Below are 19,746 nucleotides of genomic sequence, written 5' to 3'. Positions count from 1 at the left end.
GAAATAGGTGATCTGCAAAGCATCTTCGTCGCCTCCACCCGCGAACTTGATGAAGATGGTGCACCTACGAGCAATCGAGGTGGCGCGCTTTTGTTTGGGCGTGTTGGAGTTTCGATCCCCGAAACCCGCGAACCCGGCGAGGTCAATTGGCCAGGACGCCAAACCCCCGATCCCGCGAAACACTTCCTTGTCGACAATTACGAACAGTACACCTCTAGCCGGGCATTCGAGGCCGCAATGTCGCGCGCCCTGCGCGGGCGACGCGGGGAAGGGCGCACGGCAACTGTATTTGTGCATGGCTTCAACAACCGGTTTTCGGAAGGGCTGTATCGTTTTGCTCAGCTGAACGCGGATCTGGATCTGCCTTTCCTGCCAGTTCATTACTCCTGGCCCAGCGCGGGGCATCCGCTTGGATACGGGTATGACCGCGACTCGATGCTGTATGCCCGCGATGGGCTTGAGGCGACGCTGCGATCCGTATCTAAATCTGGCGCGGACGAGGTTTTGTTGGTCGGCCACTCGATGGGCGCCCTTCTGTCGATGGAGGCCTTGCGCCAGATGGCCATTGCCGATGGACAAAAAGGACTTTCAAAGATCGGCGGCGTCGTCTTGATCTCGCCAGATATTGATCTGGACCTGTTCCGTCAGCAGGCAAAACGCATCGGCAAACTGCCGCAACCGTTCTTTATTTTCACGTCTTCCCGTGATCGGGCGTTGCAGCTGTCTGCCCGACTGACGGGCCAGACCACACGGCTTGGCAACAATACCGATGTGGAGGAATTGGCCGAACTGGACGTTACGCTTGTTGACTTGTCGGCCTTTACCGATGGCGTGGTGGATCACAACGTGGCCTTTGCCTCGCCTGCGTTTCTGCGGTTGATCAACAGCATACCAAACCTTTCGGCCGCGATCAGCTCCAGCCCAACCGTTCAGCCTGGCTTGTTGCCGGGAACGATCTTGGTGGTTCAGAACGCAACACGCTTGGTGATCCCGAACGGCACGCCTTAACGCTGTCTGCGCAGATAGACATAATAGGCGCCTTGTCCGCCATGCTTCAGATGGGCCTCGGTGATTTGCAGGACATGCTGGCGCAGAGGGGCGGTGTTCAGCCAATGCGGCACTTGGTGGCGCAACACGCCGTGGCGCACCGGGATGGGGCCGCCCTCGTCCTTGTGTTTTCCCTTGCCGGTGATCACCAGAACCAAACGTCGATCCGCGTCAATCGCATTCAGAATAAACCGCGTCAGCATCGGATGCGCCTGCGCGATTGTCATGCCGTGCAGGTCGATTTTGGCTTCGGGCGACAGACGGCCTTTCTTCATCTTACCAAAAGTTTTGCGATCCATCGCCACCGGATGCGTGGCAAGGTGATCGCGCATGGATGGCGCCAAATCGTTCGGGTTTCCGGGTTTTTTTGCCCGCTCGCCCACGCGGAACCTCGGGTGCTTTACCTTGACCGGTTTGGGCGGCTGTTGGATGGGTTCGGCGGGAATAGTCTCTGTTTTCTCACGCGACGGCTTGGGTTGGCGCAGCCGGATCGTGCTGTCCGCCACCTTCTGCCACAGCACCTTATCATCATCGCTCAGCTTTTTGGGTCGCTTCGCCATGTCACTGATCCTCGGGCAACAGTGCATAGGCGCGTTGGATGGGAAGCAGCACATACATGCGCCCGTCATCTTTGATTTTGCCCGCCAACTTTCCGGCCTGATCGCCAGTGCCCCAGAAGATGTCCGCCCGCTGCGCGCCCTTGACCCGAGACCCGGTGTCCTGCGCGACCATCAACCGGCGAAATGGCTCGGCCCCGTCTTTTTCGAGCCAGATCGGCGCACCCAGCGGCGTGTATTTCGGGTCAACCGCCAGCGACCGGTGCGCCGTGATGGATCGGTTCATCGCGCCAAGCGGACCTTTGCTGGCGGAAACATCTCCGATCTTGCGAAAGAACACATAGGACGGGTTGGACATCAACAGGTCATGCCCTGCTTCAGGATTGCGCCGCACCCAGTTCTTGATCACCGCCTGCGAGACTTGATGTTCGTTATAAACACCGCGCCGGACCAGCTCTTTCCCCAGCGACATGAAACTGTGCCCGTTCGATCCGCCGTAGCCCAGCCGGATACTGCCGCCATCTGGTAGACGAATACGGCCCGAGCCTTGGATTTGCAGGAATTGAAGGTCTACAGGGTCCGCAACCCACGCGATTTCCAGCCCGCGCCCCCTTAGGGCGCCACCTTCTTCGATGCTTCGACGCGGTAGCCACACCCGCCCCGTGGCCTCGCGCGGCTTAGCATAAACTGGATAGCGATAGACCGAGGTCTGAACCCGCGAGCCTTTCAGCTCGGGTTCGAAATATGCAGTAAACAGGGGGGTGTTGCCGTCCTCGATCAGCAGGGGACGAAAGAACAGCTCGAAAAAGGCTTTTCCGTCGTCCTGCGTTTTTGCCAAGGCACAGATCGGACGCCATTGCGGGTCGTCCAGATCGCGGCAGGTGTCCAGAAACACGCGCAGCGCGTCTTGATGGTTGTCGTCGTTCCAACCATCAAGTTCTTCAAAAGGAACAAGAGTTACGCGCGCGTCATCCAGACCCGCATAGGCAGGCATGGCCAAAAGGGCCAGCGCACATGCCAGCCCCCGAAGCATCAGCCACCCGTGGCGACAAGTTGCCAGTTCGGGTTGTCCGAGCCCATGATGCGGGCGAAGGTCCAAACGTCTTTCTGACGTTTCACCTCGTTCGGATTACCCTCGATGATGTCGCCGCCTTTGTCACGTACAACCGAGGTCAGCTCGCCCACGAATTTCACCGTGATCTCACCTTCGCGAGTGGTGGTGTCAAACGCGGCTTCTTCCAGCTTCAGCTCGCGGACACCAACAAAATTGGCCTCGACCGACAAGCCTTGTGCTTCACGTGCTTCAACAACACTGGCGAAGGTTTCGTACACCTCTTCGGACAGGAAGGGCTGGATTTTGGACATCTCGCCCGCCTCGAACCCCATCAGGATCATTTCATAAGCACCGCGCGCGCCGCCCAGAAACTCACCAACATTAAAGCTGGGCTCGTTGGTTTTCATCGCAGCAAGCGCCAGCGCCGAGGGGCTGCCCTCTTCGGCGTGATCTAGAATATCCCGATCCGGGCCACCCTCGATCACTTCAAGGTTGCTGCGGTCCAGTCGCCGATTGTCCTGACGCGGCACAACGGGCTTCTCGAACCCCTCGCGCGTGCCAAGCACATCGCGCAGGCGCAAAATCAAAAACAGGGCAATACCGGCCAGTACAAGAAGCTGGATCAGGGAAGAGCTCATGGATACCTCTTTTCAAGCGCCATATGGAAACGCGTTCATCGGTGACATATGTAGGTGCAGTACCGGGCCAAGTCCACCGGTCACACGAAAAGGAGATCGCTTGCCATGTGGCTTTTTGCACTGTTCATCGCCGTTCCGCTGATTGAAATCGCCCTGTTCATTCAAGTTGGCGGTGCGATCGGGTTGTGGTGGACCCTTGGTATTGTTGTTTTGACCGCGATTGTCGGCACCCAATTGATGCGCGCACAGGGGGCACTTGCGATGTCTCAACTGCGTGACAGCTTCGGGCAGTTGAATGATCCGACCGAGCCTTTGGCCCACGGTGCCATGATCCTGTTCTCCGGTGCGCTTCTGCTGACGCCCGGCTTTTTTACCGATTTCGTGGGCTTTGCGCTTCTGGTTCCCGGTGTTCGCAGCGCCGTGTTCAACTGGGCCCGGTCGCGGGTGAAGGTTCAGACGTTCTCGATGGGGGGAGTGGCGGGTGAAGAAATGCACCGCCAGCCGCGTCCGGATGAAGACGTGATCGACGGGGATTTCACCGACGTGGCCCCCGAGAAACGCCCGAACCATCGCAGTGTTGAAGGCCCGTCAGGCTGGACCAAACACTGAGGTCGAATGCTTCGACATATAAATCTGTAGCCACGGGGTGAACTGATCGGGAGTTTCTGCGATTTTCGTCTCTAACTCTGCGCGATCAAGCCAATCCACCGCCTGAACCTCGTCCGGGTTCAGGTCCATACCGGGGCGGGTGTAGCAGTGAATGACGAACAGGTCGACGACCTCGTGTTCGATCAGGCCTCCGCCCACATCGGCGCGATATTCAAGGTTCTCGACCCAGACCGGATCAACGCCTTTGATCCCCAACTCTTCCTCCAAACGGCGGATCGCACAGAAACGCGGGTCTTCCCCCCAGTATGGATGGGTGCAGCAGGTGTTCGCCCACAGGTTCGGAGTGTGATACTTCCCCGCCGCGCGCTGCTGGATCAGCACCTGACCATCGCAGATCAGAAACACGGACACGGCTTTGTGCCGAAGCCCTTTCACATGTGCTTCAAGCTTTTCGACCGGGGTCAGGGTGCCGTCCACCCAAGTGGGGATCATTGTCGTCATGGGGCGCTGATAGCGTCAAATTCGCTCTGACGAAACCCTTTGTTGAGGGTCCCCTCCCAACCTGATAAGGACATTTCCGACAGATTTTCCTGAAGGAGATAACCATGGCCGACGAAGCCACCCCACAGACTCCCCCCACTCCGCCTAAGATGCAGGTTCTGGGTCAGTTCATTCGCGATATGTCGTTTGAAAACATTCTGGCGCAAAAAGGCATTCAGGGCGAAGTACAGCCCGACATCAGCGTCGAAGTTGCGCTGGACGCCAAAAAACGCCCGACGGATCACCAGTTTGAAGTGATCACGAAATACACAATCGGCTCGAAAAACAAGGCAAGCGGCGAACAGCTGTTCCTGATGGAGCTGGAATATTCGGGCATTTTCCACGTGGAAAACGTACCGGAAGAGCAGCTGCACCCGTTCCTTATGATCGAGTGCCCGCGCATGCTGTTCCCGTTCGTGCGTCGCATCGTGTCGGACGTCACCCGTGATGGTGGCTTCCCGCCGCTGAACTTGGATACCGTCGACTTCCTGGCCCTGTACCGTCAAGAAATCGAGCGCCGCGCTGCGGCCGAGGCGGCTGAAGCTCCCGTTAGCTAAGCTGCCAAGAAGTTACTGAAACTTCTTCCAAATTGCGCCGTCGCCCAGCTTTTCCACAAAAGCATCATGGGCGGCGGTTTCTTTTTCATGGATTCGAGGTGGCAGCGGTTCCGGACGCGGGCGCGGGCGCCAATCGTCATTCGCACCACCAGAACCCGAGGTCGCCTGATTTCCCGCCAGAACAAGGTCAGGCTGACGACCCCCGATCAGCTCCAGATAGACCTCGGCCAGAATTTCACTGTCCAAAAGTGCGCCGTGCAGCGTCCGGGACGTGTTGTCGATTGCATAACGGCGGCAGAGTGCATCCAGTGACGCGGGCGAGCCGGGAAATTTGCTGCGGGCCATCGCCAGCGTATCCAAAGCGCGCTCCCACGGGATCAGCGGCAGGCCCATCCATTTCAGCTCGGCATTCAGGAATTTCATGTCGAAGCTGGCGTTGTGGATCACCAGCCGGGCGTCGCCGATGAAATCGAGAAAGGCCTGTCCGACCTCTTTGAAGATCGGCTTGTCTTTCAGGATCACCTCGCCCGGTTCGGCAGGGCGGGGGCTGGCCAACAGGTCGGGGCCAATACCGTGCACGCCAAACGCCTCGTCCGGCATGCCGCGTTCTGGGTTGATGTATTGGTGATACGTCCGCCCGGTCGGCATGTGGTTCATCAGCTCGAGGCACCCAATTTCCACAATCCGGTCGCCGCTTTGAGGATCAAAGCCGGTGGTTTCGGTGTCGAGGACGATCTCACGCATCCAACTGCTCCTTCACATGGGCGATAACCTCGTCCACTGCGGCGCGCGCGCCGTCCAGTGTTTCGGTCGGAATGATCACATCTGCGCGGGCGCGTTTGTCGGCATCTGGGACCTGTTTGGCCAGAATAGTCTCGAATTGTGCTTCCGTCATGGTGCCGCGCGCCAAGACGCGTTCGCGCTGCAATTCAGCGGGGGCCGAGACAACGACGACCAGATCCACATGTTCATGCGCGCCGATTTCAAACAGAAGCGGCATGTCCAGAAGAACGATGGGGGAAGTGCTGTTGGTCAGAAATTCGGCGCGATCCTGTGCGACCAGTGGATGCACGATCTCTTCCAGTTTTTTTAAGGCACCTGTTTCTTTCGACATCCAGTCTTTCAGCGCATCGCGGCTGACTGCTCCGTCGATGATCGCGTCGGGACAGACGTCGCGGATCGGCTCGACCGCTGCGCCGCCAACGTCATAAATCCGATGCACCGCTGCATCCGCGTCCCAGATCGGAACGCCAGCATCGGCAAACATTTTCGCGGTGGTGGATTTCCCCATCCCGATCGAGCCAGTCAGCCCGATGATAAACGGCCCGCTCATACGCTCAGAACCGCGTGGCGGAGGGCGTAATCGACGATGGGGCGTGTGCCGAACCAGCGTTCGAAGCCGGGAACGGCTTGGTGCAACAACATTCCAAGCCCATCGACAACGTGACAGCCGGCATCCTCGGCCTGTTGCAGGAAATCGGTTTTCAGCGGCGAGTAAACCAGATCGTTCACGACCGCGCCGGGCTTCAGCCCATCCAGCGGCACGCGAAACTCGGGTTTGCCGGTCATGCCCAACGACGAGGTGTTCACCACGGTAACCGCATCGTCCAGCATGTTGCCCGCCTGAACCCAGTCATACACCACGATCCGGGCGCCAAATTCCGCGCGCAACGCATCCGCGCGGGCGCGGGTACGATTGGACAGGCGGATTTCGGGCACACCCAGTTCAATGAGCGACGCCAAAATAGCGCGCGCGGCGCCGCCTGCTCCGAAAACAGCGGCGGGTCCGGTTTCCGGTGCCCAGTCCGGTGCAGATTGGCGCAGGTTCTGCGTAAACCCATAACCATCCGTATTATCTGCATGGATTTTTCCATCTTCGCGGAAAATAAGCGTATTCGCTGCCCCGATCAGCGCCGCGCGGTCGGTGACGATGTCAGCCAGCTTCAACACGGCTTCTTTGTGGGGGATCGTGACGTTCAGACCGACAAACCCGGCCTTTGGCAGCGTCCGAATGACCGTTTCCAAGTCATCCTGTTCGACCCGCATCGGGATATAGTGACCCGCGATCCCCATCGTGCGCAACCAGTGGCCGTGCAACCGGGGGGACAGAGAGTGCTCGATCGGGTTTCCAATGACGCCCGCCAGGGGAATTCGTGTGTCGCTCATATCTTCAGATCTCCTCGCACGATCAGATATGACAGAAGCTCGGTCAGGGGCAAACCCAACACGTTGAAATAGTCGCCGTCCACTTTGGCAAACAAACGCACGCCTTCTTCTTCCAGCTTATAGGCGCCGACCGAGTGGCGGATGCTGTCCCAGTTTCGGTTCACATAATCCTCGATGTAGTCGGTAGACAGGTCGCGCATTTTCAGGCGCACCAAACCCACATGACGCCAAATCGGCTTGCCGTCTTCATAGAGCACAGCGGCGGACAGCAGCCGATGCACTTTGCCGGACATCGCGACCAGCTGAGCGCGGGCCTCTTCTTTGTCTTTCGGCTTGGACAGCACGTTCTGCTCCAACTCAGCCACCTGATCACAGCCCAAGACCAGAGACCCAAAATGTTTCTCGCTGATCTTGCGGGCTTTGAACTCGGCCAGCGCATCGGCCAGATCCCGCGGGCTGGCGCCTTCGGCCTCTAATGAGGCGCGGATCATTTCTTCGTCGATGCGGGCGGGGATGATGGCGAAGTCGATACCTGCGTTTCGCAACAGATCGGCGCGGATTTGCGAGGCGGACGCCAGGATCAGGGAAGCGGTCATGTGATAACCCTGTGGAAAAACTCTGTGTAATCCTGTTCTGGAATCGGCAGATAACTCGGCTCTCGCCAGAACAGCTGGATAAGTCCCACCTTTACTAAGGTGATTTTCACAGTTCTTCCACTGTTGGTTTTTGCCAAACGCACCCCGTGGGCGAATCCTCCACGCGCTATTTCATCCCTGCACTTATCCCCAGATGGAAAATGCGCAGAGACCCCTGAAACAAAGGCGAGAAGATTCCATCCAGAATCCCAGTCCCCAATTGTCCACCTGTGGACAAGTCACGGGACAGATCAATAATCCCCGTTATCCACAGGCCTAACAACAACTACATCTTTTCTTCTTCTTTATATTAATTATGAAGATCGAAGCGGCATCGCATGTAAGGGGCTTAGAATGGGTGACTTTCTGTCAGACGCGTATTTCTGGACGAAATCGCTGCACATCGTATCGGTGATCGCATGGATGGCGGGCCTGTTCTATCTGCCGCGCCTGTTCGTCTATCATGTCGAGGTCGTGGGATCGGGCAATGAAACGGATGATCTGTTCCAAACGATGGAGCGCCGGCTTCTGAAAGCCATCATGAATCCAGCCATGATCAGTTCGTGGATCTTCGGTCTGTGCCTTGTGGCAACGCCCGGCGTAGTGGACTGGTCGCTGATCTGGCCCTGGACCAAGGGGATCTCGATCATCGGCATGACATGGTTTCACATGTGGCTGGCTGCGCGACGCAAGGATTTCATGTCGGGTACCAATACGCTGACTGGTCGGCGCTATCGCATGATGAACGAGTTGCCGACGCTTTTGATGATCGTCATCGTCTTCTCGGTCGTGTTCAAATACTGATTTTGTTGACTCGCGGGCGTCCAGCGCGTATCTGACCTGCCAAGCAGGCCGTCCGGCCATGTGTTTTTCCCAACTTGACATAGACCGCGTGTAAACGCCGTCGTGATCTATTTCCGAGATATTCCATGTCTGAAAACCGTCTGAACCTGTCCGATCTGAAAGCCAAAAGCCCGAAAGAGCTGGTGACGATCGCTGAAGAGCTCGAGATCGAGAACGCCTCGACCATGCGTAAAGGGGACATCATGTTCTCGATCCTGCGTGAACGTGCGGATGAAGAGTGGATCATCGGCGGGGACGGGGTGCTGGAAGTGCTGCAAGACGGCTTTGGCTTCCTGCGCTCGCCCGAGGCAAACTATCTGCCCGGTCCCGATGACATCTATGTTTCGCCTGACATGATCCGCCAGTATTCGCTGCGCACCGGTGACACGGTAGAGGGCGTCATTCAGGCCCCCGGCGAGAACGAAAACTATTTCGCGATCACCAAGGTCGAAAAGATCAACTTCGGCAACCCAGAAGATGCCAAGCATAAGGTTGCGTTCGACAACCTGACGCCGCTTTACCCGGACGAGCGTCTGAAGATGGAGATCGAAGATCCCACCATCAAAGACCGTTCGGCCCGCGTGATCGATCTGGTCGCCCCGATCGGGAAAGGCCAGCGTTCGCTGATCGTGGCCCCACCGCGTACGGGTAAGACGGTGATCCTGCAAAACATCGCCCACTCGATCGAAAAGAACCACCCGGAATGCTATCTGATCGTGCTGCTGATCGATGAACGCCCGGAAGAGGTGACGGACATGCAGCGGTCGGTGAAAGGCGAGGTTGTGTCCTCGACCTTTGATGAACCCGCGACCCGTCACGTTGCTGTGTCCGAGATGGTGATCGAGAAAGCCAAACGCTTGGTCGAACACAAACGCGACGTTGTGATCTTGCTGGACTCGATCACCCGTCTGGGTCGCGCGTTCAACACGACCGTCCCGTCCTCGGGTAAGGTTCTGACCGGTGGTGTGGATGCCAACGCGCTGCAGCGCCCCAAACGTTTCTTCGGGGCCGCCCGTAACATCGAAGAGGGCGGTTCGTTGACCATCATCGCAACCGCGCTGATCGATACCGGATCGCGCATGGACGAAGTGATCTTTGAAGAGTTCAAAGGTACCGGCAACAGCGAGATCGTGCTGGATCGTAAGATCGCCGACAAGCGCGTTTTCCCGGCCATCGACATTCTGAAATCCGGTACCCGGAAAGAGGATCTGCTGGTCGATCCGAAGGACCTGCAGAAAACCTATGTCCTGCGCCGCATTCTGAACCCAATGGGCACCACGGATGCCGTCGAGTTCTTGCTGTCGAAGCTGAAGCAGACCAAGTCGAATTCGGAATTCTTCGACTCGATGAATACGTAATATATAACTAAAACAATAGGTTAGTCCAATGGACACAATCTATGCTCTTGCCAGTTCCCGCGGGAAAGCGGGTGTCGCAGTGGTCCGGATTTCCGGGCCACATGCGTTTTCGGCGGCCCGTGCGTTGGGCGGAGACCTTCCTGCGCCGCGCCGTGCCGGATTGCGCCGCCTGACAAACGCGGACGGAGCGCTGTTGGACGAGGCCTTGGTGCTGGTGTTTGAAGCGGGTTCCAGCTTCACGGGCGAAGACGTGGTTGAGCTTCAGTTGCACGGGTCCACCGCCGTCGTCCGCGCGGTGTTGGCCGAGCTGTCCAAGCAGGATGGGGCACGCCCGGCAGAGCCCGGAGAATTCACCCGACGCGCGCTGGAAAACGAATGCCTCGACCTGGCGCAGGTAGAGGGCTTGGCGGACCTTCTGGACGCCGAGACCGAGGCACAGCGCAAGCAGGCCGTGGGCGTCCTCTCTGGCGCTCTGGGCGACCTTGCAGAGGCATGGCGCACCGACCTGATCCGCGCTGCGGCTTTACTGGAAGCCACCATCGATTTTGCAGATGAAGACGTGCCCGTCGACGTCTCGCCCGAGGTGAACGCGCTGCTGGACACCACGCTGGAAAGCCTCGAGCGCGAGACCGCTGGCACCCGAATTGCCGAGCGTATCCGTGAAGGATTTGAAGTCGCCATCGTCGGCCGTCCCAACGCCGGGAAGTCCACTCTTCTGAACGCTCTGGCGGGGCGTGAGGCGGCAATCACTTCGGACATTGCGGGCACCACCCGCGACGTCATCGAGGTCCATATGGAGCTTGCAGGGCTTCCTGTGACCGTGCTGGATACGGCCGGGGTTCGGGATACTGAAGATCAAGTTGAAGCCATCGGCGTCGCCCGTGCGCTTGAGCGTGCACAGGCGGCTGACCTGAGGGTCTTCCTGCTGGAAGGGGCCGATGATCAGCCCGCGATGGACCCGCTGAATGACGACCTTGTGGTGCATGGAAAAGCCGATCTGGGCGCCTCTGGTGATCTGCTTGTCTCGGGAAAGACCGGGCAGGGGATGGACTTGCTGGTGCAAAAGATCTCGTCCGTGTTGGAAACTCGTGTTCAAGGGGCAGGGATCGCCACACGCGAACGGCATCGCATCGCGATGGAGCGTGCGCTGTTCTCTTTGGAAGATGCGCGAATCGAGGTACAACACGGCCCCGAACGCGCCGAATTTGCCGCAGAAGAAATCAGAACTGCCATCCGGGCCCTTGATAGTCTTGTCGGCCATGTCGATGTAGAGCATCTGCTGGACGAGATCTTTTCCAGCTTCTGTCTGGGAAAATAGCGTGTGCGTAGCGAAGGAGTGTTTCACGTGAAACATCTGGATTTCGATGTAATTGTTGTTGGGGGCGGGCACGCGGGTGCCGACGCCGCCCATGCTTCTGCGCGTATGGGCGCGAGGACCGCGCTGATCACTTTGCGCAAGGAAGACCTTGGCGTGATGTCCTGCAACCCCGCTATCGGTGGGCTTGGTAAAGGCCACTTGGTGCGCGAGATCGATGCGCTTGACGGCTTGATGGGCCGTGTCGCGGATCAGGCTGGCATCCAGTTCCGCCTGCTCAATCGGCGCAAAGGCCCCGCTGTTCAGGGCCCCCGTGCGCAAGCAGACCGTGCAATCTATCGCAAAGCCATGTCTGCCGAGATCCTATCAACCGAAGGCCTGACCCTGATCGAAGGCGAAACGACGGACCTGATCATGGATGGCAACCGCGTCAGTGGTGTCGTACTCCAAGATGGATCGCAGTTGCATGCGGGCGCTGTCGTGCTGACCACAGGAACGTTTCTGCGCGGAATTATCCATATCGGCGACAAGCAAAGTCAGGGTGGCCGGATGGGGGATCGTCCATCGGTCAAACTTGCTGAACGCATCGATTCCTTTGGTCTTCCGCTCGGTCGCCTGAAAACTGGCACTCCGCCGCGTCTGAATGGGAAAACCATTAATTGGGACATTCTGGCGTCGCAGCCCGGCGATGATGATCCTGCGATGTTTTCCTTTATGAATAGGGCGCCCATTGCGCGGCAGATTTCCTGCGGGATCACCCATACAAACGCGCAAACGCACGAAATCATTCGGGCTAATCTGGACCGCTCGGCCATGTATGGCGGGCATATCGACGGTGTTGGCCCGCGCTATTGCCCGTCGATTGAAGATAAAATCGTGCGCTTTGCGGACAAGGAAAGCCATCAGGTGTTCCTCGAGCCGGAAGGTCTGGACGATGACACGGTCTATCCGAACGGGATCAGCACCTCTCTGCCGGTTGAAGTGCAGGAGGACTATGTGCGCTCCATCGTCGGGCTTGAGAATGTTGAGATTCTTCAGCCCGGCTATGCCATCGAATATGACTACGTCGATCCACGGTCTTTGACGGAAACGCTGTCTCTGCGCGATGTTCCGGGGCTGTATCTGGCAGGTCAAATCAACGGAACCACCGGCTATGAAGAAGCTGCTGCGCAAGGTTTGGTCGCTGGCACCAATGCTGCGCTGGCGGTGCAGGGCAGGGACCCCGTAGTTTTCTCGCGCTCGAATTCGTATATCGGTGTGATGATCGACGATCTGATCACGCGTGGCGTGACCGAGCCCTATCGCATGTTCACCTCGCGCGCCGAGTATCGCTTGTCGCTGCGTGCGGACAATGCGGATCAGCGCCTGACGCCTTTGGGGATCGAGCTTGGCTTGGTAAAAGACGCGCGAAAATCGGCGTTCGAGGCCAAGCGTGACGCCCTGTCGCGTGCGAAAGAGCAGCTGAGGGAGACTACGTACACCCCACAAGATCTTGTGGGTCTTGATCTAAACGTACGTAAGGATGGTACCCGCCGCACCGCTTACGAGCTTTTGGCCTTCCCCGATATGAGCTTTGAAAAGCTGGTTCAACTGGACGCCGCATTGGATCAGATTGACGATGAAGTGAAGCTTCAGGTCGCACGCGATGCGCTTTATGCGAACTATATCGAGCGTCAGCAAAAGGATGTTGAGGCCCTGAAGCGGGACGAGGCACACGTGATTCCCGAAGATTTCGATTATTCTGCGCTCAGCGGTCTGTCGAACGAGCTTGCTTCGAAGCTTCAGGCCGCGCGCCCGCGCACTTTGGCCCACGCTAGCCGTGTCGAGGGAATAACTCCGGCCGCCCTGACTCTGCTTTTGTCGAAGATTCGCCAGTTCGAGCGGAAGCGCACAGCATGAATCACGCCGAATTTCAGCGTCACATCGATGTTTCACGTGAAACATTCGAGCGACTCGAGGCCTATGTCGCTCTGATGAAGAAGTGGAATTCGGCGATTAATCTGGTTTCGCCCAGTACGATCTCTGAAATCTGGACGCGCCATATTCTTGATTCGGCGCAGATATATGGCCTTGCGCCAGAGAATCCCAATATATGGTGTGATCTGGGATCGGGCGGGGGGCTTCCGGCTTTGGTCGTCGCGATCATGGCGAAGGAAGCTAATCCGGATCTTTCTGTAATCTGCATCGAAAGCGATTTGCGTAAGGCGACCTTTTTGCGGACCGCCGCACGCGAGCTGGATCTGAACTTATCTGTCCGGTCTGAGCGAATCGAAAAAACCGAGCCACAAGACGCGGATGTGCTTTCAGCCCGTGCTTTGGCGTCTCTTGATGCACTTTGTGGCTTTGCTGAGCGCCACTTGAAGCCGGGAGGCGTTGCCATTTTCCCCAAGGGTGAAAACTATCAGCAAGAAATCGACGAAGCCCTTGAAAACTGGTCGTTTCAGCTTGATACATATTCCAGCAAGACCCATCCACACGCCGTTATTCTGAAGATTAAGGAAATCTCACGTGTCTGACCCATTCCAAGTACGCGGGCCGAAGATTATTGCCATCACCAACCAGAAAGGCGGGGTTGGAAAGACAACCACAACAATCAATCTGGGCGCAGCGCTGGCGGAAACTGGAAAGCGCGTTCTTCTGATTGATTTGGATCCTCAGGGCAACGCGTCGACCGGTTTGGGCGTTTCCGCCGATGACCGCGATATGAGCACCTATGATCTTCTTTTGGAAGAGGCGTCAGTTTTGGATGTCATCCAAGAAACCACCATCGACAATCTGCTGATCTCGCCCGCGACGACGGACCTGTCGTCGGCAGATATCGAGCTGGTCTCGAACGAAAAGCGCAGCCATCTTCTACGCGATGCATTGCGAGATGTAGCGTTGGCGCAGTTGAACATCGACTATATCTTGATCGATTGCCCGCCTTCTTTGAACCTTCTGACCGTCAATGCGCTGGTCGCGGCCGACAGTGTTCTGATCCCGCTGCAAAGCGAATTCTTCGCGTTGGAAGGTTTGTCACAGCTTCTTTTGACGGTGCGCGAAGTGCGCCAAGCAGCGAATCCTGACCTGCGAATCGAAGGTGTTGTGTTGACCATGTATGACAGCCGCAACAACTTGTCCCGTCAGGTTGAGGCGGATGCGCGCGAGAATCTTGGCGAACTGGTTTTCGAGACCATGATTCCGCGCAATGTCCGCGTCAGCGAGGCGCCCTCTTTCGCGCTTCCTGTGTTGATGTATGATCCGACGTCCAAGGGCAGCCGCGCCTATCGCAATCTGGCCGCGGAACTGATCAAACGATAATCGGAGGCGAGTAATGAGCAAACCAACCAAAAATCGCGGCCTGGGCCGTGGCTTGTCGGCCCTGATGGCGGATGTTGTTGTCGAGGAAACGCCCAAGGGGGCCACGTCCGAACCGCGCCGCGCCGACATGATGGTTCCGATTGAAAAGATCAAACCGAACCCCGAACAGCCGCGCCGTACCTTTACGCAGGAACAGCTGGATGATCTGGCGGCCTCGGTGAAGGAAAAAGGGGTTATCCAGCCCCTGATTGTGCGTCCGCGCCCCGGTGTGGAAGACGAATACGAGATCGTCGCTGGCGAACGCCGCTGGCGCGCCTCGCAGATGGCGAAGCTGCATCAACTTCCTGTGGTCATTCGAGAATACTCCGATACCGAGGCGCTGGAAGTCGCGATTATCGAAAATATTCAGCGCGCTGACCTGAACGCGATTGAAGAGGCGGCTGGATATCGCGATCTGATGGATCGGTTTGGCCACACGCAAGAGAAAGTCTCGGAAGCGCTGGGGAAAAGCCGTTCGCACATTGCGAACCTTCTGCGTCTTCTGAACCTGCCTGATGATGTACAGGCCTTTGTGCGGGACGGACAGCTGACAGCTGGCCACGCGCGAACCTTGGTTACGGCGGACAATCCCTCGGCCTTGGCGCGCGAGATCATCAACAAAGGCTTGTCGGTGCGCGCGGCAGAGAAGCTGGCGAAGGGGCCCACCCAAAGCAAACCTCGCGCGGCAAGCCCGAAGGCCGAGAAAGACGCCGACACCAAAGCGCTGGAAGGCGACCTGTCGGCGACGATGGGCATGAAAGTTCAGATTGACCACAAAGCCGGGGGCGAGGCCGGGACAGTCACAATCCGCTACCAAAACCTGGATCAGCTGGACGATATCTGCGGAAAACTGTCCGTTTAGTCCGGCAAAAGCTCTCGCAAAATACCATTCAAAACGGGGCGGCCATTTTTGGTCGCCCTAAGTATTTTCTGATCGATAGAAACCAGATCCAGTTCGATTAAGTCTTTGATTTTATTTGTATTTAGTTGGGTATCGAACTGGGTCTTTAGCCGCTCTAGGTCGATCCCTTCGACGGTACGCAAACCCATCAAAAGGTATTCTGTTACCTGTTCCGACGGGGGAAGAGGTGCTCTCTCGCGTCGGTCAGCGTCCCCCAGTGCGTTCTCTAACCATTTGCTCGGTGAGAGAGGGGTTTCCGTTCCCCACCTGTTCCCCCCAAAGGACAGACGTCCATGTGCGCCGGGACCGATCCCGATCCAGTCGCCGCTGCGCCAATAGATCAAATTGTGCCGACTTTCTTCGCCAGAGCGCGCGTGGTTCGACACTTCGTAGGCGGGCAGGCCGGCGGCTTCGGTGGTTTCCTGCGTGTGGAAGAACATGTCGACGGCCAGTTCTTCTTCGGGTAGGCCGGATAGTTTTCCGGCCTCGAAGCGTGCGCCGAAGGCGGTGCCGGGTTCGATGGTCAATTGGTAAAGCGACAGGTGATCCGGCGCAAAGCTGAGCGCGCGGTCAAGCTCGGCTTGCCAGTCGGATAGGCTTTGATCCTGCCGCGCATAGATCAGGTCGAAATTCACGCGGTCGAAATGGGTGCGGGCAATGTCGAGCGCGCGCAGGCCTTCGTCGACCGAATGCATGCGACCGAGTTTTCGCAGGTCGGCGTCATTCAGCGCTTGAAACCCCATCGACACGCGATTTACGCCAGCCTCACGATAGCCCGCGAAGTTTTGTGCCTCGATCGAAGTTGGGTTGGCTTCCAGCGTGATCTCGATGTCGTTGGCGAACGTCCACAGATCAGCCGCCTTATCGATGATCGCGCCGACCGTTGCGGGGTTCATCAGGCTGGGCGTGCCGCCGCCGAAATAAATCGAGGACAGCGTGCGTCCCGGCGTCTCGGCCCCGTAACGCGCCAGATCCTTCAGATAGGCCGCCGCCCATTCATCTTGGTTAATGGTTGCCGAGACGTGGCTGTTGAAATCGCAATAGGGGCATTTGGCGGCGCAGAAGGGCCAGTGGACATACAGCCCAAAGCCCCCGATTTGCCAATTCTCAAGCAAAAGCGCCCTTCACCAGCTTGGCAAACGCGTCGGCGCGGTGGCTCATCTGGTGCTTCTTGTCGGGGTCCATTTCGCCAAAGGTGATGTCAAAGCCTTCGGGCACGAAAATCGGGTCATAACCAAAGCCTTGATCTCCGCGCATCGGCCAAGTCAGCGAACCTTCGACTTTGCCCTCAAAGACTTCATCATGTCCGTCAGGCCAGGCCAGACACAGGGTGCAGCAAAAGCGTGCGGTGCGGGGCAGGGGGGCGGATTTTTCTTCCAAAAGCGTCCAGGTTTTCTCCATCGCCATGGGAAAATCGCGCCCGTTCGGCGTTTCGGCCCAGTCTGCGGTGTAAACACCCGGCGCGCCGTCCAAAGCGTCAACCATAATGCCACTGTCATCCGACAGCGCTGGCAGACCGCTTTCTTTGGCGGCGAAGTGTGCCTTGATCCGGGCGTTGCCGACGAAGGTGTCTTCGGTCTCTTCCGGTTCTTCCAGTCCCAGCTCGCCAGCCGAGGTGACGGCGATGCCAAAAGGCTCTAACAAGGCGGAAATCTCGCGTAATTTGCCCGCATTGTGGGTCGCGACCACCAGTTTATCGCCGTCAAACTTCCGCATTACGATGTGGCCTTAATCTGGGCAGCGTCCAGCTCGGACACGCCTTTGTCGGCCAGATCCATCAGCTGGTTCATTTGATCACGGGTAAAGGTCGAACCCTCGGCAGACATCTGTACTTCGATCAGTTTCGGGCCACACATGACAAAGTTGCCGTCCACGCCCGCTTCGCTGTCTTCCGGATAGTCCAGATCCAGCACCGGCTGACCGGCATAGATGCCACAGGACACGGCAGCGACCGGATCCATCAGCGGGTCGGTGGTAATGTCGCCAGCTTTCAGCAGTTTGTTCACCGCCAGACGCAGCGCAACCCAACCGCCGGTGATCGCAGCACAACGGGTTCCGCCGTCTGCTTGGATTACGTCGCAATCCACGGTGATCTGACGTTCTCCCAGAGCAACCAGATCAATGCCCGCACGCAGCGAACGGCCGATCAGGCGCTGAATTTCGACGGTACGACCACCTTGTTTGCCAGCGGCAGCCTCGCGACGCATCCGCGATCCGGTCGAACGCGGCAGCATGCCGTATTCAGCGGTCACCCAGCCCTTGCCGGTGTTGCGCAGAAATGGGGGAACGCGCGCTTCAAGCGATGCGGTGCACAGCACATGCGTGTCGCCCACGCGGATCATGCAGGATCCCTCGGCGTGTTTTGTTACCCCGGTTTCGATTGAAATCGGGCGCATTTGATCTAAATCTCGACCAGAGGGACGCATGGCTTCTTCCTTTGTTTCCGCTTTGAAAGCGTGATAGCCATGGGTCCGGCAAAAAGGCAAGGCTAAGCTGATGGCAGACGCTTCTGATTTGATGGAAGACATGAACGATCGCTCGCGCGAGGTCTTCCGCTGCATCGTTGAAAGCTATCTGGAAACGGGCGCGCCGGTTGGTTCGCGCAGCCTGACCCGCAGCCTGACCGAGAACGTCAGCGCAGCGACCATTCGCAACGTGATGCAAGACCTCGAGTATATGGGGCTACTGGACAGCCCGCATGTCTCGGCCGGGCGGATCCCGACGGAACTTGGCCTGCGCATGTTCGTGGATGGGCTGCTTGAAGTGTCGGATTTGACCACCGATGATCGCCAGAAAATTGACGCAACTGTCGGAAATGAAAGCAATATCAACTCGATGATGGACCGCGTGGGTGCGGCCTTGTCGGGGATTACTGCGGGGGCCAGCTTGGTTCTGACGCCCAAGCACGAAGCGCCGATCAAGCACATCGAATTTGTGTCGCTCGGTCCGGATCGCGCGCTTGCTGTGTTGGTCTTTGCGGACGGCCACGTGGAAAACCGCGTGTTTGAACCGCCCGTCGGGCAAACCCCAAGCTCGATGCGGGAAGCGGCGAATTTCTTGAATGCTTTGGCCGAGGGCCGCACGATTTCCGAACTTCAGCACATTATCGCGACCGAAGTTGCAAATCGTCGGCAAGAGCTCAATACACTGGCGCAGGCCCTAATCGAAAGCGGCGCCGCGATTTGGGAGAACGAGGGGCAGAATTACGAGCGCCTGATCGTGCGCGGACGCTCGAATCTGCTGATGGAAGACGGGCCCGAGGTCGATCTAGAGCGTATTCGCACGTTATTTGACGACCTTGAACGTAAGCGTGATATTGCCGAATTCCTTGATCTGGCGGATCAGGGCGAAGGCGTGCGCATTTTTATTGGGTCTGAGAACAAACTTTTCTCACTTTCGGGTTCCTCTTTGGTGGTTTCCCCTTATATGAACGCTGATCGAAAGATCATTGGTGCTGTGGGTGTGATTGGCCCAACGCGGCTGAACTATGGGCGGATTGTTCCCGTTGTGGACTATACCGCGCAACTGATCGGCAAAATGATCTCGGATCGAGGATAAAGGCCGAGGATAGAGGCGAAGACTATGACGGACGCGAAAACCGAACGCGCAGAAGATCTGGAACCGGGCATCGATAAACTGATGACCGAAGAAGTGTCCATGGAAGACGAGGCTAGCCTGGAAGACGAGCTGATCGCCGCACGTGCCGAGCGTGACGAGATGAAAGATCGTTTCATGCGTGCGCTGGCGGATGCTGAGAATTCCCGCAAACGTGGCGAACGCGATCGTCGCGAGGCTGAGAACTATGGTGGTTCCAAGCTGGCACGCGACATGCTGCCGGTATACGACAACATGAAGCGTGCGCTTGAGGCCGCTGGTGAGGCAGGCGAAGCAGATAAGGCATTGTTGGAAGGCGTTCAGCTTACCATGCGCGCGCTGCTGGGCATTTTCGACAAGCACGGCATTCACCTGCTGTCGCCCGAGATCGGCGACAAGTTTGACCCGGAAGTTCACGAAGCCATGTTCGAAGCCCCGGTACCGGGCACCAAGGCTGGCGACATCATTCAGGTTATGGCTGAAGGTTTCATGCTACATGACCGACTGCTACGTCCGGCACAGGTTGGCGTGTCGTCGACACCCAAATAACGGCTCTAATTCACCGGAAAACGCTTAGAACGCCCTCGGATTTC

23 protein-coding genes are annotated in these 19,746 nt (G+C 57.7%); 12 read left to right on the top strand and 11 right to left on the bottom strand.

Annotated elements, in window-relative coordinates:
- Positions 1 to 90 precede the first annotated feature (90 nt).
- Positions 91 to 1,008 carry an alpha/beta hydrolase gene (locus tag G0Q00_RS13325; protein WP_163040082.1) on the top strand — a complete coding sequence of 306 codons (918 nt, stop codon included), beginning with the start codon at positions 91 to 93 and terminating at the stop codon, positions 1,006 to 1,008.
- Here the strand turns inward: G0Q00_RS13325 and G0Q00_RS13320 are convergent.
- From G0Q00_RS13320 to G0Q00_RS13310, 3 genes are read right to left on the bottom strand one after another with little or no spacing between them, the layout of a single operon-like run.
- On the bottom strand, positions 1,005 to 1,607 hold the full coding sequence (locus G0Q00_RS13320) for a Smr/MutS family protein (protein WP_163040080.1): 603 nt from the start codon (positions 1,605 to 1,607) through the stop codon (positions 1,005 to 1,007). The two genes, G0Q00_RS13325 and G0Q00_RS13320, sit on opposite strands and share 4 nt — an antisense overlap.
- Position 1,608: 1 nt before the next feature.
- Positions 1,609 to 2,637: an MltA domain-containing protein gene (locus G0Q00_RS13315; protein WP_163040078.1), complete on the bottom strand. Its 1,029-nt coding sequence runs from the start codon at positions 2,635 to 2,637 to the stop codon at positions 1,609 to 1,611.
- Complete coding sequence (locus tag G0Q00_RS13310) at positions 2,637 to 3,296, bottom strand: Tim44/TimA family putative adaptor protein (RefSeq protein ID WP_163040076.1); 660 nt, start codon at positions 3,294 to 3,296, stop codon at positions 2,637 to 2,639. Before G0Q00_RS13310 ends, G0Q00_RS13315 begins: the two co-directional genes overlap by 1 nt.
- A 105-nt stretch (positions 3,297 to 3,401) precedes the next feature.
- Between G0Q00_RS13310 and G0Q00_RS13305 the strand changes: the two genes are divergently transcribed.
- On the top strand, positions 3,402 to 3,905 hold the full coding sequence (locus G0Q00_RS13305; RefSeq protein ID WP_163040074.1) for an FxsA family protein: 504 nt from the start codon (positions 3,402 to 3,404) through the stop codon (positions 3,903 to 3,905).
- On the opposite strand, the gene idi is transcribed toward G0Q00_RS13305, so the two are convergent.
- Complete coding sequence (gene idi / locus G0Q00_RS13300) at positions 3,885 to 4,406, bottom strand: isopentenyl-diphosphate delta-isomerase (protein ID WP_163040073.1); 522 nt, start codon at positions 4,404 to 4,406, stop codon at positions 3,885 to 3,887. The genes G0Q00_RS13305 and idi overlap by 21 nt on opposite strands.
- Positions 4,407 to 4,510: 104 nt before the next feature.
- Here idi and secB point away from each other — a divergent pair, with 104 nt between their 5' ends.
- On the top strand, positions 4,511 to 5,002 hold the full coding sequence (gene secB, locus G0Q00_RS13295) for a protein-export chaperone SecB (RefSeq protein WP_163040071.1): 492 nt from the start codon (positions 4,511 to 4,513) through the stop codon (positions 5,000 to 5,002).
- Between the two features lie 12 nt (positions 5,003 to 5,014).
- On the opposite strand, the gene dnaQ is transcribed toward secB, so the two are convergent.
- From dnaQ to G0Q00_RS13275, 4 genes are read right to left on the bottom strand one after another with little or no spacing between them, the layout of a single operon-like run.
- Positions 5,015 to 5,746: a DNA polymerase III subunit epsilon gene (gene dnaQ / locus G0Q00_RS13290; protein ID WP_163040069.1), complete on the bottom strand. Its 732-nt coding sequence runs from the start codon at positions 5,744 to 5,746 to the stop codon at positions 5,015 to 5,017.
- Positions 5,739 to 6,335, bottom strand: a complete 597-nt coding sequence (coaE, locus tag G0Q00_RS13285) for a dephospho-CoA kinase (RefSeq protein ID WP_163040067.1) — start codon at positions 6,333 to 6,335, stop codon at positions 5,739 to 5,741. Before coaE ends, dnaQ begins: the two co-directional genes overlap by 8 nt.
- The gene (locus G0Q00_RS13280) at positions 6,332 to 7,168 is read right to left on the bottom strand and encodes a shikimate dehydrogenase (RefSeq protein ID WP_163040065.1); all 837 of its coding nucleotides are present in this window, start codon (positions 7,166 to 7,168) and stop codon (positions 6,332 to 6,334) included. Before G0Q00_RS13280 ends, coaE begins: the two co-directional genes overlap by 4 nt.
- Complete coding sequence (locus G0Q00_RS13275) at positions 7,165 to 7,764, bottom strand: Maf family nucleotide pyrophosphatase (protein WP_163040063.1); 600 nt, start codon at positions 7,762 to 7,764, stop codon at positions 7,165 to 7,167. Before G0Q00_RS13275 ends, G0Q00_RS13280 begins: the two co-directional genes overlap by 4 nt.
- Before the next feature lie 393 nt (positions 7,765 to 8,157).
- Here G0Q00_RS13275 and G0Q00_RS13270 point away from each other — a divergent pair, with 393 nt between their 5' ends.
- The 7 genes from G0Q00_RS13270 to G0Q00_RS13240 all read left to right on the top strand — a co-directional run bounded on the left by G0Q00_RS13270 (position 8,158) and on the right by G0Q00_RS13240 (position 15,520).
- Positions 8,158 to 8,607: a CopD family protein gene (locus tag G0Q00_RS13270; RefSeq protein WP_163040061.1), complete on the top strand. Its 450-nt coding sequence runs from the start codon at positions 8,158 to 8,160 to the stop codon at positions 8,605 to 8,607.
- 125 nt (positions 8,608 to 8,732) lie between these two features.
- Positions 8,733 to 10,004, top strand: a complete 1,272-nt coding sequence (gene rho, locus G0Q00_RS13265) for a transcription termination factor Rho (protein ID WP_163040059.1) — start codon at positions 8,733 to 8,735, stop codon at positions 10,002 to 10,004.
- 28 nt (positions 10,005 to 10,032) lie between these two features.
- Positions 10,033 to 11,322, top strand: a complete 1,290-nt coding sequence (mnmE, locus tag G0Q00_RS13260) for a tRNA uridine-5-carboxymethylaminomethyl(34) synthesis GTPase MnmE (RefSeq protein WP_163040057.1) — start codon at positions 10,033 to 10,035, stop codon at positions 11,320 to 11,322.
- 27 nt (positions 11,323 to 11,349) lie between these two features.
- Positions 11,350 to 13,218, top strand: coding sequence for a tRNA uridine-5-carboxymethylaminomethyl(34) synthesis enzyme MnmG (gene mnmG / locus G0Q00_RS13255; protein WP_163040055.1), 1,869 nt, complete (start codon positions 11,350 to 11,352; stop codon positions 13,216 to 13,218).
- Positions 13,215 to 13,835, top strand: coding sequence for a 16S rRNA (guanine(527)-N(7))-methyltransferase RsmG (gene rsmG / locus G0Q00_RS13250; RefSeq protein ID WP_163040053.1), 621 nt, complete (start codon positions 13,215 to 13,217; stop codon positions 13,833 to 13,835). Before mnmG ends, rsmG begins: the two co-directional genes overlap by 4 nt.
- Complete coding sequence (locus tag G0Q00_RS13245; protein WP_163040051.1) at positions 13,828 to 14,619, top strand: AAA family ATPase; 792 nt, start codon at positions 13,828 to 13,830, stop codon at positions 14,617 to 14,619. Before rsmG ends, G0Q00_RS13245 begins: the two co-directional genes overlap by 8 nt.
- Before the next feature lie 13 nt (positions 14,620 to 14,632).
- Complete coding sequence (locus G0Q00_RS13240; RefSeq protein WP_163040049.1) at positions 14,633 to 15,520, top strand: ParB/RepB/Spo0J family partition protein; 888 nt, start codon at positions 14,633 to 14,635, stop codon at positions 15,518 to 15,520.
- Here G0Q00_RS13240 and hemW read toward each other — a convergent pair.
- The 3 genes from hemW to rph are packed head-to-tail and all read right to left on the bottom strand — an operon-like array spanning position 15,517 to position 17,985.
- Entirely contained in the window at positions 15,517 to 16,674 is a 1,158-nt protein-coding gene (gene hemW / locus G0Q00_RS13235; protein ID WP_163040047.1) for a radical SAM family heme chaperone HemW, read from the bottom strand. The genes G0Q00_RS13240 and hemW overlap by 4 nt on opposite strands.
- Positions 16,667 to 17,275 (bottom strand): RdgB/HAM1 family non-canonical purine NTP pyrophosphatase, encoded by a 609-nt coding sequence (gene rdgB, locus G0Q00_RS13230; protein ID WP_163040045.1) that lies wholly within the window; start codon positions 17,273 to 17,275, stop codon positions 16,667 to 16,669. The genes hemW and rdgB overlap by 8 nt, the downstream gene beginning before the upstream one ends.
- The gene (rph, locus tag G0Q00_RS13225) at positions 17,275 to 17,985 is read right to left on the bottom strand and encodes a ribonuclease PH (protein WP_163040043.1); all 711 of its coding nucleotides are present in this window, start codon (positions 17,983 to 17,985) and stop codon (positions 17,275 to 17,277) included. Before rph ends, rdgB begins: the two co-directional genes overlap by 1 nt.
- A gap of 70 nt (positions 17,986 to 18,055) precedes the next feature.
- On the opposite strand from rph, the gene hrcA reads away from it, so the two are divergent.
- Positions 18,056 to 19,117 (top strand): heat-inducible transcriptional repressor HrcA, encoded by a 1,062-nt coding sequence (gene hrcA / locus G0Q00_RS13220; RefSeq protein WP_163040041.1) that lies wholly within the window; start codon positions 18,056 to 18,058, stop codon positions 19,115 to 19,117.
- 81 nt (positions 19,118 to 19,198) lie between these two features.
- Positions 19,199 to 19,702 carry a nucleotide exchange factor GrpE gene (locus G0Q00_RS13215; RefSeq protein ID WP_239058459.1) on the top strand — a complete coding sequence of 168 codons (504 nt, stop codon included), beginning with the start codon at positions 19,199 to 19,201 and terminating at the stop codon, positions 19,700 to 19,702.
- Positions 19,703 to 19,746: the final 44 nt, after the last annotated feature.

The organism is Aliiroseovarius sp. PrR006 (genome assembly GCF_010500215.1).
GTDB lineage: Bacteria > Pseudomonadota > Alphaproteobacteria > Rhodobacterales > Rhodobacteraceae > Aliiroseovarius.
Note: the sequence above shows the minus strand (reverse complement) of the source record. Positions and strands in the feature narration are given on the sequence as shown.